At 70.6% G+C, this 13,665-nt stretch carries 10 protein-coding genes; all 10 read left to right on the top strand.

The genetic code is table 11. From position 1 onward, the window contains the following. The first annotated feature begins 63 nt into the window (after window positions 1–63). The 10 genes from rsmI (at window position 64) to M4V62_RS24820 (ending at window position 13,466) form a co-directional block, all read left to right on the top strand. On the top strand, window positions 64–990 hold the full coding sequence (gene rsmI, locus M4V62_RS24775) for a 16S rRNA (cytidine(1402)-2'-O)-methyltransferase (protein ID WP_249589425.1): 927 nt from the start codon (window positions 64–66) through the stop codon (window positions 988–990). 194 nt (window positions 991–1,184) lie between these two features. Next, window positions 1,185–1,640 carry a hypothetical protein gene (locus M4V62_RS24780; protein ID WP_249589426.1) on the top strand — a complete coding sequence of 152 codons (456 nt, stop codon included), beginning with the start codon at window positions 1,185–1,187 and terminating at the stop codon, window positions 1,638–1,640. Window positions 1,641–1,730: 90 nt separating this feature from the next. Beyond that, a complete protein-coding gene (locus tag M4V62_RS24785; RefSeq protein WP_249589427.1) occupies window positions 1,731–2,606 on the top strand; it encodes a TatD family hydrolase in 876 nt (291 codons plus the stop codon). Window positions 2,607–2,759: 153 nt separating this feature from the next. Further along, on the top strand, window positions 2,760–4,097 hold the full coding sequence (locus tag M4V62_RS24790) for a resuscitation-promoting factor (protein ID WP_283779106.1): 1,338 nt from the start codon (window positions 2,760–2,762) through the stop codon (window positions 4,095–4,097). Window positions 4,098–4,431: 334 nt separating this feature from the next. Beyond that, window positions 4,432–5,301 (top strand): 16S rRNA (adenine(1518)-N(6)/adenine(1519)-N(6))-dimethyltransferase RsmA, encoded by an 870-nt coding sequence (gene rsmA, locus M4V62_RS24795; protein ID WP_249589428.1) that lies wholly within the window; start codon window positions 4,432–4,434, stop codon window positions 5,299–5,301. Continuing rightward, a complete protein-coding gene (locus tag M4V62_RS24800) occupies window positions 5,298–6,185 on the top strand; it encodes a 4-(cytidine 5'-diphospho)-2-C-methyl-D-erythritol kinase (RefSeq protein ID WP_249589429.1) in 888 nt (295 codons plus the stop codon). The genes rsmA and M4V62_RS24800 overlap by 4 nt, the downstream gene beginning before the upstream one ends. A 76-nt stretch (window positions 6,186–6,261) precedes the next feature. Then, window positions 6,262–7,623 carry an acyltransferase family protein gene (locus M4V62_RS24805; protein ID WP_249589430.1) on the top strand — a complete coding sequence of 454 codons (1,362 nt, stop codon included), beginning with the start codon at window positions 6,262–6,264 and terminating at the stop codon, window positions 7,621–7,623. An 83-nt stretch (window positions 7,624–7,706) separates the two neighbouring features. Continuing rightward, window positions 7,707–9,542: an ABC-F family ATP-binding cassette domain-containing protein gene (locus M4V62_RS24810; protein WP_249589431.1), complete on the top strand. Its 1,836-nt coding sequence runs from the start codon at window positions 7,707–7,709 to the stop codon at window positions 9,540–9,542. 146 nt (window positions 9,543–9,688) lie between these two features. Next, window positions 9,689–11,527 carry an outer membrane protein assembly factor BamB family protein gene (locus M4V62_RS24815; RefSeq protein ID WP_249589432.1) on the top strand — a complete coding sequence of 613 codons (1,839 nt, stop codon included), beginning with the start codon at window positions 9,689–9,691 and terminating at the stop codon, window positions 11,525–11,527. A 67-nt stretch (window positions 11,528–11,594) separates the two neighbouring features. Further along, window positions 11,595–13,466 (top strand): outer membrane protein assembly factor BamB family protein, encoded by a 1,872-nt coding sequence (locus M4V62_RS24820; protein WP_249589433.1) that lies wholly within the window; start codon window positions 11,595–11,597, stop codon window positions 13,464–13,466. Window positions 13,467–13,665: the final 199 nt, after the last annotated feature.

The following is a 13,665-nucleotide window of genomic DNA, read 5'->3' on the forward strand; positions in this document are numbered from 1 at the left end:
CGCGCCATCGTAGGGAACCCGACTGTGTGAGTCCCGTCCCCTGGCCCCTGCGAGGATGGAACCGTGACAGGAAGCGCTGATTCCCCCGGAAACCCGTCCCCCGGAAACACCTCCCCCGGAACCCTCGTCCTCGCGGGCACGCCCATCGGCGACGTCGCGGACGCCCCGCCGCGGCTCGCCACCGAGCTGGAATCGGCCGATGTGGTGGCCGCCGAAGACACCCGGCGGCTGCGCAGGCTCACCCAGGCGCTCGGCGTGCAGGTGGGCGGGCGGGTCGTCTCGTACTTCGAGGGCAACGAGACCGCGCGCACGCCCGAGCTCGTCGAGGCGCTGGTCGGCGGTGCGCGGGTGCTGCTCGTGACCGACGCGGGGATGCCGTCGGTCTCCGACCCCGGGTACCGGCTCGTCGCCGCGGCCGTGGAGAAGGACATCCGGGTCACCGCCGTGCCCGGCCCGTCCGCCGTGCTCACCGCGCTCGCGCTCTCGGGGCTTCCGGTGGACCGCTTCTGCTTCGAGGGCTTCCTGCCGCGCAAGGCGGGCGAGCGGCTCTCGCGGCTGCGCGAGGTGGCCGAGGACCGTCGCACTCTCGTCTACTTCGAGGCACCGCACCGGATCGACGACACCCTCGTCGCGATGGCTGAGGCGTTCGGCGACGAGCGCAGGGCGGCGGTCTGCCGCGAGCTGACCAAGACGTACGAAGAGGTCAAGCGCGGTTCGCTGAAGGACCTCGCGGAGTGGGCGGCCGACGGCGTACGCGGTGAGATCACCGTCGTCGTCGAGGGCGCACCCGAGAAAAGCCCAGGTGACCTGGGTCCGGAGGAGCTGGTGCGCAGGGTGCGGGTGCGCGAGGAGGCGGGGGAGCGACGCAAGGAGGCGATCGCCGCCGTCGCGGCCGATGCGGGGGTACCCAAGCGCGACGTGTTCGATGCGGTCGTGGCGGCAAAGAACGCGGCTCAGGCCGCCCCATCGGACGGCAAAGGACTATCGTAAAAAGCAAAGTGCGGGCCGCGCACCGGGCCTGAAGGCTATGGAAAGGCCAAATCGCCTTCAACTGTCGACAGGTCTGATGCGCTCGCTCCGGGAAAGGCGTCCACTGGTCAAAGGGGACGCACCCGTCCCCACGCTTCCGGCCGGGAGGAATCCCCGGCCCGGCAGCGCTTGTCCAGCGGACAAGAGGAGCTGGCATGAGTGAGATCGCCGACACCGGTCACGACACCACGGCGTCCACCGCGACATCCAGGACGAACACCGCTCACGAGTCGTACGCCTTCGCCTGTATGCGGTGCGGGCACGGTTGGGAACAGTCGTACGAGATCGAGCATCACGTGGACGGCAAGGGCAAGGAATTCGTGATGTACGTGGCGGACGGCCTGCATGTGCCGTCGCCCCTGACCCGGCCGACGTGCCTGAACTGCGACGGGCATGTCGTACGGATCATGCGGGCGGGGCAGGTGTCGTCGGTGCTCAACCTGATGCAGCGGCATCACGCGCCGCGCGCGGCGGCGGGGGACAAGTCCGAGTCCGGGGCCGAGTCCGAGGCCGAGTCCGGGGCCGATGCGGCGGAGACCCATGAGGCCAAGCATCACCACTGGCATCTGTCGGCGCTGCTGCATCCCTTCCACCACCGCAAGGCGGGATGACGGCTCTTTGAAGGCGGGATGACGGCTCTTTGGGTGGGCTGACGTCCCCTTCGTAGGGTCGGCTGACGTCCCCTTCGTAGGATCGGGGGCATGCCTTCCGACGCCAAGAACGCCGCGCCGCCGCTGCCCGAACCCCTGCGGGTTCCGGTCGCCGACTCCCACACCCACCTCGACATGCAGTCGGGGACGGTGGACGAGGGGCTCGCCAAGGCCGCGGCGGTGGGCGTGACGACGGTCGTCCAGGTGGGCTGCGACGTGCGGGGCTCGCGCTGGGCCGCCCAGACGGCCGCCGCGTACGAGAGCGTGCACGCCACCGTCGCCCTGCATCCCAACGAGGCGCCGCGCATCGTGCTCGGCGACCCCGACGGCTGGTCCCGGCAGGGGGCGCGCGAGGCGGGCGGCGAGGGCGCGCTCGACGCCGCGCTCGCCGAGATCGACAAGCTCGCCGCGTTGCCGCAGGTCAAGGGCGTGGGCGAGACCGGGCTCGACTACTTCCGCACAGGACCCGAGGGCAAGGCCGCCCAGGAGCGGTCCTTCCGCGCCCACATCGAGATCGCCAAGCGGCACGGCAAGGCCCTGGTCATCCACGATCGCGAGGCGCACGAGGATGTGCTGCGGGTCCTGAAGGAGGAGGGCGCTCCGGAGCGCACCGTCTTCCACTGCTACTCGGGCGACGCGGCGATGGCCCAAGTGTGCGCGGAGAACGGCTACTTCATGTCCTTCGCGGGCAACATGACGTTCAAGAACGCGCAGGGACTGCGGGACGCGCTGGCCGTCGCCCCGCTGGAGCTCGTGCTCGTGGAGACGGACGCGCCCTTCCTCACGCCCGCTCCCTACCGCGGACGGCCTAACGCGCCGTATCTCATTCCGGTCACATTGCGGGCCATGGCCGAGGTGCGCGGTATCGGCGAGGACGCCATGGCCGAGGCGACCTCGGTCAATACGGCGCGCGCATTTGATTACTGACCGATAACGCCCCTGGCCCCCTGGTTCAGGGCGGGTTCAGGGCTCGGTCGCGACACTGCGTAGTCGAGCTGCTTTGGAGAGTGACGATTGCTCCGCTAGGTTCTGGTCCGCCTCGCCCGATCCGGACCAGAACGAGAACGCTGGAGCGTCGTCGTGAGTCATGCGCCGCAGTACGAGACGTCTTATGGGGGCGGCACGACCTATGAGCCGGAGCCGGAGCCTGGGCTGTGGCCTGAGCAGGAGCTTGATGCCGGGGACTACTTCCCCCGGCAGGCCACCGGGGCCGTGCCCGACGGAGGGCGGGCCGAGGCGCGGCGGGCCGCCCGGCGGAAGAAGACGAAGCCGCGGTCGTCGAGCCCGCGGTCGGGCGGGCGGTCGAAGGGCTCGTCCCCTTCCGCCGGGCGGCCCGATACGTTCCGGCGGCTGCTGCCGCAGGCGCTGGTCGTCGCCTTCCTCGCGGGCGGTACCTCCGCCTTCGTCGCCAACGACAAGGCCGTGCGGCTGAGCGTCGACGGCGAGTCGCGGACCCTGCACACCTTCGCGGACGACGTGGGGGAGCTGCTCGAGGACGAAGGCGTGGACTTCGGCACGCACGACATCGTGGCGCCGACCGCGAGCACGGCCCTGGCCAGCGGCGACGAGATCGCCGTCCGCTACGGTCGGCCGGTCAAGCTCACCCTCGACGGGCAGCGGCGCGAGGTGTGGACGACGGCGCGCACGGTGGACGGCGCGCTGCGGCAGCTCGGGGTGCGGGCCGAGGGCGCCTATCTGTCGGCCTCGCGGAGCAAGCGGATCGAGCGGGACGGTCTTGATCTCGACGTACGGACCGAGCGCACCGTGACGATCATGGCGGACGGGCGTGAGCGGACCATCCGTACGAACGCGGCGACGGTGCGGGAGGCGGTCGCGGAGTCCGGGATCACCCTGAACGGCCAGGACACGACGTCCGTCGCGCCCGGCAGCTTCCCGCGCGACGGGCAGACGGTCACCGTCATGCGGATCTCCGGGCGCAAGGAGGTGCGGGAGGAGCCGATCCCGTTCGACGTGCAACGGACGGACGATCCGTCGCTGTTCGCCGGTACGGAGGTCGTGGAGCGGCAGGGCCACCAGGGGACCCGGCGGGTCACGTACGCGCTGCGGACGGTCAACGGCGTCAAGCAGAAGCCGCGGCGGGTGCGGTCGGAGGTGGTGCGGGAGCCGCAGACGCAGATCGTGAAGGTGGGGACGAAGCAGCTGCCGAATTCGGTGTCGGGCGCGGACGGCCTGAACTGGGGCTCGCTGGCGCACTGCGAGTCGGGCGGCCGCCCGAACGCGGTGGACGCGTCGGGGACGTACGGGGGCCTGTACCAGTTCGATACGCGGACGTGGCAGGGCCTTGGCGGGTCGGGTCGCCCGCAGGACGCTCCGGCGGAGGAACAGACGTTCCGCGCGAAGAAGCTGTACGTGCAGCGGGGGGCCAGTCCTTGGCCGCATTGTGGGGGGCGGTTGTAGGGGGGGGGCTGCTTCGGCTGCGGGGATGGTCCGTCTTGGGGGCGGGGCCGCGCCGGTATGTCCGTCCTCGCTATCGTCCGGTGGCCGATGGGCTACTGCGGCGGGGGAGCGCCGCGAACCGTGCTCCGGGCGGACATACCGGCCCGTCCCCTCGCGTGCGTCGCCGACTGCGAGCGCGTGAGGGCCGATCGCCCACCCAACCCTCGTCACCGCGGGGCAATCGGGTGGGTGGGCGGGAAAGCTCGTTCGTCGAGGGTCGGATGCGGGGTGAACGGGCGGGTGGGTGGGAGAGGTCTGGTCAGGGCCCAGGGGCCAGGGCCCGTAACCTGGGGTGGTGAGTAACAGTGAGCCCGGGGCCCTTTTCGGCGCCGCCGACATCCGCGAGCTGGCCGCTGCCCTGGGCGTACGCCCGACCAAGCAGCGCGGCCAGAATTTCGTCATCGACGCCAACACCGTCCGCCGCATCGTCCGCACCGCGGAAGTCGGCCCGAAGGACGTGGTCGTCGAGGTCGGGCCGGGGCTCGGCTCGCTGACCCTCGCGCTGCTCGACACCGCGGACAGCGTCATCGCGGTCGAGATCGACGACGTGCTCGCCGGGGCCCTTCCGGCGACCGTCGAGGCCCGGCTCCCGGCGAAGGCCGCATCCTTCGCGCTCGTGCACAGCGACGCCATGCTCGTGCGCGAGCTGCCGGGCCCCGCCCCGACCGCGCTGGTCGCCAACCTCCCGTACAACGTGGCCGTGCCCGTGCTGCTGCACATGCTCGACACCTTCCCCAGTATCGAGCGCACGCTCGTGATGGTGCAGGCCGAGGTCGCCGACCGCCTCGCCGCCGACCCGGGCTCGAAGGTGTACGGCGTGCCCTCGGTGAAGGCGAACTGGTACGCCGACGTGAAGCGCGCCGGTTCCATCGGGCGGAACGTCTTCTGGCCCGCCCCCAACGTCGACTCGGGGCTCGTCTCCCTGGTGCGGCGCGCCGCGCCCGTCGAGACCACAGCGTCGAAGCGTGAGGTCTTCGCCGTCGTCGACGCCGCCTTCGCCCAGCGCCGCAAGACCCTGCGGGCCGCGCTCGCCGGATGGGCGGGCTCGGCCGCGGCGGCGGAGGCGGCGCTCGTCGCCGCCGGAGTCTCGCCGCAGGCACGCGGCGAAGCCCTGACGGTGGAGGAGTTCGCGCGGATCGCCGAGCACAAGGGAGCGGGCGCGTGAGCGTGACCGTACGCGTTCCCGCGAAGGTCAACGTCCAGCTCGCGGTGGGGGCCGCGCGCGCGGACGGTTTTCATGACCTCGCCAATGTCTTCCTCGCCGTAGGGCTCTACGACGAGGTCACCGTGACCCCCGCCGAGCAGCTGCGCGTGACCTGCTCCGGGCCCGATGCCGCCCAAGTGCCCCTGGACCGTACGAACTTGGCGGCCAGGGCCGCCGAGCTGCTCGCCGCCCGGCATGGTCGTACGGCCGATGTGCACATCCACATCGCCAAGGACATCCCCGTCGCGGGCGGCATGGCCGGTGGCAGCGCGGACGGTGCGGGCGCGCTCGTGGCGTGCGACGCGCTGTGGGGGACCGAGGCCTCGCGCGATGAACTTCTCGACATCTGCGCCGAGTTGGGCAGTGATGTGCCGTTCAGCCTGGTGGGTGGGGCCGCGCTTGGCACCGGGCGTGGCGAGCAGTTGGAGGTCCTTGAGGTCGGCGGGGCCTTTCACTGGGTCTTCGCCGTCGCCGACGGCGGGCTCTCCACGCCCGCGGTCTACCGCGAGTTCGACCGCCTGACCCCGGAAGCCCCCGCCCCCAAGGCATCGGCTGCCTTGCTCGACGCCCTGCGCAAGGGGGATGTCGAGGCTCTCGCCGGTGCCGTCGCCAATGACCTGCAGCCCGCGGCTCTTTCGCTCTTCCCCTCGCTCTCCGGCACCCTCGCCGCCGGTACCGACGCCGGCGCCCTGGCCGCGCTGGTCTCCGGATCCGGGCCCACGACGGCGTTCCTCGCCGCGGACGCCGCCTCCGCGCGACGGATCGCGGCGGCGCTTTCGGCCTCCGGCACCTGCCGCACGGCCCGCGTCGCGGACTCACCGGCGCCGGGCGCGACGCTGCTCTAGGGGTGTAGGTACTCAGGCGCGGATCTGAGTATGTACGCGCTGACGCGGGGGCCGCGGTGCGCGCGACCGTACGTACATGGGATCAAGCGTTCGCGAACTGGCCGAGAAGACGCCCACCGGGCGCGACCGGTACATCGACCTGCTGCGGGTCGCCTCGCTCGGCACGGTCGTCGTCGGGCACTGGCTGATGGCGGCGGTGACCGTCGGGGACGACGGCCGCACCGAGGTCGGCAACCTCCTCGCCGTCGTGCCCGAGCTGCAACTCCTCACCTGGGTCCTGCAGATCATGCCGGTGTTCTTCTTCGTCGGCGGCTTCTCGCACGCGCTGTCGTACCGCTCCCTGAGCCGGAAGGCCGAGGCGGGCGCGTCGGTCTACTCGGTGTTCCTGCGGGCCCGCCTCCAGCGGCTGCTGCGGCCGACGATGGTCTTCATAGGAGTGTGGGGACTTGCCGCCCTGGTGGTCCAACTCCTCGGCCAGGGCGGCGCGTTGCTCGACGTGACGCTCCGGCTCGTCGCCCAGCCGCTGTGGTTCATCGGCATCTATCTGGCGATGGTCGCCTTCACACCGCTGCTGCTCGGTCTGCACGAGCGGTACGGGTGGGGCGCGTTCGGCGGTCTCGTCCTCGCCGCGGGCGCGGTGGACGTGGCGCGCTTCGCCTTCGGTGTGCCGTACGTGGAGTTCCTGAACTTCGCCTTCGTGTGGCTCGCCGTCCATCAGCTGGGCTTCCTGCGGGCGGACGGCAGGCTGCGGATGCCCGTCGCCCTGGCCGTGACGGGGCTCGCGGGTGCGGCGGCTCTGGTGGCCTTCGGGCCCTATCCCTTGTCGATGGTCGGGATGCCCGGTGAGCGTGTGTCGAACATGGCACCGCCGACCTTCGCGCTGCTCTGCCACGGGATGTGGCTGGTGGGCGCGGTGGAGCTGCTGCGGGGGCCCGCGGTGCGGTGGCTCGCGCGGCCGCGGGTGTGGCGGGGTGTGGTGGCGGCGAACGGGGTCTCGATGACGGCGTTCCTGTGGCACCTGACGGCGATGCTCGGGGTGTACGGGGTGCTGATCGCGGCGGACGTGCGGCTGCCCGAGCCCGCCACCGCCCAGTGGTGGACGCAGGTGCCCCTGCGCATGGCGGCCGCGGTGGTGGTCACCGGGCTGCTGGTCGCGGCGTTCCGTCGCTTCGAGAAGCCGGGTGCGGTGCGGGAGCCGGGCGGCACACCGGGCGCGGCCTCGGGGCCCGCGGCCGCGGTGGGGGTCGTGCTCTGCCTCTTCGGGGTGCTCGGGCTCTCCATGGTCGGCTTCGGGGGCCTGCTCGAAGGGCGTACGGCGATGGTGGTGGCCGTGCGGATGACGGCGCCCGTGGCGGTGGGGATGGCGTTGGCGGGGTGGCTGCTCGTGGAGCGGGCCGGGCGTCCGTCGCTCCCCGGCTCCGCCCGCGGGACCGGCTGATCGTCCCCGCAGCGGCCGCCGGGCCCGTGGTCGCCGCCTCCGACTACGCTGGAGGTCGATCGATCCCCTTCCCTGGAGCGTTAATGGCCGTCAACCTGGTCAATGTCGAGGCAGTCAGCAAGGTGTACGGCACGCGTGCCCTGCTCGACGGTGTCTCCCTCGGCGTGTCCGAGGGGGACCGGATCGGCGTCGTGGGGCGCAACGGCGACGGCAAGACGACCCTCATCCGGATGCTCGCCAAGCTGGAGGAGACGGACTCCGGGCGCGTCACGCACAACGGCGGTCTGCAGCTCGGCGTGCTGACCCAGCACGACTCGCTCGACCCCGGGGCCACCGTGCGGCACGAGGTGATCGGCGATCTCGCCGATCACGAGTGGGCGGGCAGCGCAAAGATCCGTGACGTCCTCACCGGGCTCTTCGGCGGCCTGGACATGCCGGGCTTCCCGCAGGGCCTCGACACCGTCATCGGTCCGCTCTCCGGCGGCGAGCGGCGGCGTATCGCGCTCGCGAAGCTGCTCATCGGCGAGCCCGACCTGATCGTGCTCGACGAGCCGACCAACCACCTCGACGTCGAGGGCATCGCCTGGCTCGCCGAGCACCTGCGGACGCGGCGCTCGGCGCTCGTCTGCGTCACGCACGACCGCTGGTTCCTGGACCAGGTGTGCACGCGCATGTGGGACGTACAGAGCGGGGACGTCTTCGAGTACGAGGGCGGGTACTCCGACTACGTCTTCGCGCGTGCCGAGCGCGAGCGCATCGCGGCCACCGAGGAGACCAAGCGCAAGAACCTGATGCGCAAGGAGCTGGCCTGGCTGCGGCGCGGCGCCCCCGCCCGCACCAGCAAGCCGCGGTACCGCATCGAGGCCGCGAACGAACTCATCGCCGATGTGCCGCCGCCGCGTGACAGCAGCGAGCTGATGAAGTTCGCGACGACGCGGCTCGGCAAGACCGTCTTCGATCTTGAGGACGTGACCGTCCAGGCCGGGCCGAAGCTGCTCCTGAAGCATCTGACCTGGCAGCTCGGCCCCGGCGACCGCATCGGCCTCGTGGGGGTCAACGGCGCGGGCAAGACCTCGCTCCTGCGGGCGATGGCCGAGGCCCAGCGCTCCGACGGCGACGTGCAGCCCGAGGCGGGGCGTGTGGTGGTCGGCAAGACCGTGAAGCTCGCCTATCTCTCGCAGGAAGTGGCCGAACTCTCCCCGACGCTGCGGGTGTTGCAGGCCGTGCAGCAGGTGCGCGAGCGGGTCGACCTCGGCAAGGGCCGGGAGATGACCGCGGGGCAGCTCTGCGAGACGTTCGGCTTCAACAAGGAGAAGCAGTGGACGCCCGTCGGTGATCTGTCCGGTGGCGAGCGGCGGCGGCTCCAGCTCCTGCGGCTCCTCATGGACGAGCCGAACGTCCTCTTCCTCGACGAGCCGACGAACGACCTCGACATCGAGACGCTGACCCAGCTCGAAGACGTTCTCGACGGCTGGCCGGGGTCCATGGTCGTGATCTCCCACGACCGGTTCTTCCTGGAGCGCACCACCGACAAGGTCTTCGCGCTGCTCGGCGACGCCACGATGCGGATGCTCCCGCGCGGCATCGACGAGTACCTGGAGCGGCGCAAGCGGATGGCGGACGCGGGCACCCCCGCGGCCCCTCTCGCCGCGTCGGCGGCTTCTGCCGAGTCCGCCGCACCGGCCGCCCCGCAGAAGACGGTCTCCTCCGCCGACGCCCGCGCCGCGAAGAAGGAACTCCAGAAGATCGAGCGGCAGCTGGACAAGATGTCGACGAAGGAGACATGGCTGCACGCCCAAATCGCCGATAACGCCACCGACTTCGGAAAGGTGGCCAAACTGGACGCGGAGTTGCGTGAACTCGTCAGCGAGCGCGACGAGTTGGAGATGCGCTGGCTGGAGCTCGCGGAGAGCGCGTAGAGGTCTCGTAACGGACGCATCACGGGCCGGTCCTCCCTTGGGAACAGGGGACGGACCGGTCATCTGTGCTAGGCGGTCAGGGTGATAGAAAGGTCGGCCTGAGCACCACTTGGCGTGCCGAAAAATCAGTGAAGGGGGAAGCGCTGATGACTCAGCCGCCCAACCAACCGCCCTCCGGCGGTTTCGGAGCTCCGCAGGATCCGCAGCAGGGAGCCGCGCCGCAGCCACCGGGCCAGCCACCGCAGGCCCCGCAGACCCCGCCGCCGGGGGCCCCGCAGACTCCGCCCGCGCCCCAGCCCGGCTACGGCTACCCGCAGACCCCGCCGCCTGCCCAGCCGGGTTACGGCTACCCGCAGCAGCCCGGCCAGCCCGGACCGTACAACCAGCCCGGACCTTACGGCCAGCCCACGCAGCCCGGTCAGCCGGGCCCCTACGGCCAGCCCACGCAGCCGGGCCCCTACGCCCAGCCCCAGTACGGCTACCCGCAGCAGCAGGCGCAGTTCCCCGGCGGCCCCGGCATGCCCGGAACCCCGCCCGGCGGCGGGAGCAAGAACCCCTTCAAGGGCAAGCCCGGCCTGATCGTGGCCGCCGTCGCGGCGGGCGCGCTCGTCATCGGCGGTGTCGCCTGGGCGGTCGTCGGCGGTGACGACGGCGGCAAGAAGAAGAAGCCGGTCGCCGGCAAGTCCGACGACCCCAAGGCCAGCGGCTCCGCGCCGGTCAACCCGGGCGACGGCAGCGGCGACGGGGACGAGAAGCAGGAAGACCTCAACGCGGGCCGCCAACCCGGCGAGTCGAAGGTGCTCTGGTACAAGGAGGCGCCCAAGGTGCCCGGTTCCGGCGCCGACGCCAAGGGCATGTGGGTCAAGGACGACATCGCCGTCAAGGCCGCGTACAAGGAGATCACCGCCTACAACGTCAAGACGGGCGACAGCGCCTGGCCGACGATCAAGTTCCCGCAGAAGATCTGTGGCACGACGCCGCAGATCACGAAGGACAACAAGATCGTCGTCGCGTACAAGGACGGCCAGAAGGACGACGCCAAGTGCAGCCGGATCCAGGTCGTCGACCTGAAGACGGGCGGCAAGGGCTGGGCGAAGCCGGTCAAGGAGGAAGGTCTCTTCGACTTCGCCACCAACGTGGACCTCTCCCTCACCGGCGACACCCTGATGGTCGGCCGCTCCCAGTCCGGCACGGCGCTGCGGATGAGCGACGGCAAGGAACTCTTCGTCGCCGACAAGAAGGACCCGGGGACCTGCTTCCCCAGCGGCTTCGCCGGCGGCAAGAAGCTGCTCGTCGCCTACTCGTGCGGGGCTAGCTCGCCCACCGAGCACGACGAGCTGCAGCAGATCGACCCGAAGACCGGCGACGCCGTGTGGACGAAGAAGTTCCCCAAGGGCTGGAAGATCGGCCGGATCTACTCCGAGAGCCCGACGATCATCTACCTCACCAACGAGGACAAGAAGAAGTGGAACATCACCACGCTGAAGCCCAACAGCAGTGACACCCGCTCCGAGGTCGGCGTAGACGAGGACTTCGCACCCGAGTGCGACGGCTCGACGTTCCTCGGCGGGAGTCTGCAGGGCTGCCTGGGCGCGACGACCGACGACAAGAACCTCTACCTGCCGACCAAGGCGACGTCCGGCGCCAACGAGGTCGTGGCGATCAGCCTCGCCACCGGCAAGGAGGCCTGGCGCACGAAGTCCCCGCTTGAGGAATCGATGCTGCCGATGAAGGTCGACGGCGGTTCGGTCATCGCCTACGTCAACCCCTCGTACGACTCCGGCGGCCAGGTCGTGTCGATCCCGCTCTCGGGCTCGCACAAGCCGAAGACGCTCCTGAAGAACCCCGAGGGGACCTCGGAGATCGAGAGCGGCTTCTACTCGAAGGCGGTCGATTACGTGGACGGTCGCTTCTACATCTCCACCACGCGGCTCTCGGGCAGCGCAAAGGGCCAGGAGAAGCTGATGCTGGCCTACGGCAAGTGATCTTCTCCGCGGGCACGTCGCCCTCTTCGTCGCTCAGTTCAACTCTCGTCCCCAAGGAATCGACGTCATGACCCAGCCGCCCCAGCCGCCCAACGAGCCCCCGCAGGGCGGGTTCGGCGCCCCCCAGGACCCCCCGCCGGGTGGTTTCGGCGCTCCCCAGGATCCGCCGCCGGTGGGCTTCGGCAAGGCTCCCGAGCCGGATCCGAACCCGTCGTACGGCTACCCGCAGACCCCGCCGCCGGCCCAGCCGCCGACGCCGCCCCCGCCGCCGCAGGGCCAGCCCAACTACGGCTACCCCCAGGCGCCGCAGGCCCCCGGCACCCCGCCTCCCGGCCAGCCCCAGGGCTACGGCTACCCGGGTCAGCCGACCCAGCCGTACGGCCAGCAGGCCCCGTCCCCGTACGGGCAGCAGCCGCCTTACGGTGCCTACCAGCAGCAGCCCCCGACGATGCCGATGTCGCCGCAGCCGGGCGCCCCGGCCGGGGGCGGTTCGAAGCTCAGCAGCCAGATGAAGATCATCATCGGTGCGGTCGTCGCGATCGCCCTGATCGTCGGCGGCGGTGTCATCTACGCCACGACCGCCAAGGACGACACCGAGGCGAGCTCCGAGGGCTCCACCGGTGGCAAGGACGGCAAGGGCGGCGAGCAGAAGGGCGGCAACGAGCAGGGGCCGAGCGGCCCCGGCACGGAGAAGGTCCCGTCCAACACCAGCGCCACGGTCTCCATGCAGCTCCCGCAGCCGGAGGTCCCCAAGGACGACGTCTGGAGCATCAAGGGCTCCTGGCTCACCGATGACGTCTACGCCAAGGCGGGCGTCAACGAGATCGTCGGCTACAACCCGGCCGACGGCAAGGAACTGTGGACCCTGCCGCTCGCGGGCCAGACCTGCGCGGGATCGCGCGAGGTCACCAAGGACGGCATCGCCGCGGTCGCGTACGAAGAGGGCAAGCGAACCAAGAAGGGCGACCACGAGACCTGCTCGCAGATCTCCGCGATCGACCTGAAGAAGGGCAAGCGGCTCTGGACGGAGACCATCGACGAGGGCAGCGCGGCCGCCCGGGTCGAGGAGCTCACCATCAGCGGCAGCACCGTCGCGGTCGGATCCAGCGCGGGCGGCGCCGCCTTCGAGATCACCGAGGGCAAGCACCTGTGGGAGCCCAACCCCGGCGACGAGTGCCAGGACGAGGGCTACGCCGGCGGCGAGCAGCTCGTCGCCGTCCAGAAGTGCGGTGACTACGGCGACGAGAAGCTCAAGGTCCAGCTCATCGACTCCAAGACCGGCGACGAGAAGTGGACCTACCCGGTGACGCCGGGCGTCGACAACGCCAAGATCATCTCGACCCGTCCCGTCGTCTTCGGCCAGGACACCCAGGAGATCACCGCGAGCGGCGTCACGGACGTCTTCTCGATCGACGACAAGGGCGAGCTCCGCGCCAAGATCTCGCTCCCCGACGGCAAGTACGACCACGACTGCGAGGTCAACGTCGTCTACGCCTGCTCCTCGCTGGCGGTCGGCAACGACAAGCTCTACGTCCCCACCCGTCAGCACGACGGCGGCGGTGACAGCTACAGCCAGACGAACGAGATCATCTCGTTCTCGCTGGCCACCGGGAAGACCACCGGCGACCGCGCCGACGCGGGCGAGAACGGCGAGATGTTCCCGATCCGCATGGACGGCGGCAACATCCTGGCGTACAAGGACGCGGGTTACGACAAGGGCGCCCAGGTCATCTCCCTCAACGGCAAGACGATGAAGGAGACCAAGCTCCTGGAGACCCCCGCCGCCGAGTCCGTCGGCAGCGCGATCAGCAGCATGGTCCCGAAATCGAACGAACTCCTTTACGGCGACGGCAAGCTGTACCTCGGCAAGGAGCTGATCAGCAAGCCGTACTCGAAGGACGAGAAGGAGTACACGGCCCTGGGATTCGTCGCCCAGTAGGCCTTGTGACCTCCGCGTACGCACCGGACGGCCCCGTTCCTGATGAGGAGCGGGGCCGTTTCGCGCTGTTCCGCTTTCCCCGCGGACCATTCCGTACGCACGTACTCCCTCTCACTCCTCCATGGCCGGGATTTAGGCATTCCGGGCCGCTTATCGCCGGTAGGGGGCGCGCGACGTCGAACAAGCGTGTAGCTTCCGG

The sequence above is a fragment of the Streptomyces durmitorensis genome, from assembly GCF_023498005.1.
GTDB classification, from domain to species: domain Bacteria; phylum Actinomycetota; class Actinomycetes; order Streptomycetales; family Streptomycetaceae; genus Streptomyces; species Streptomyces durmitorensis.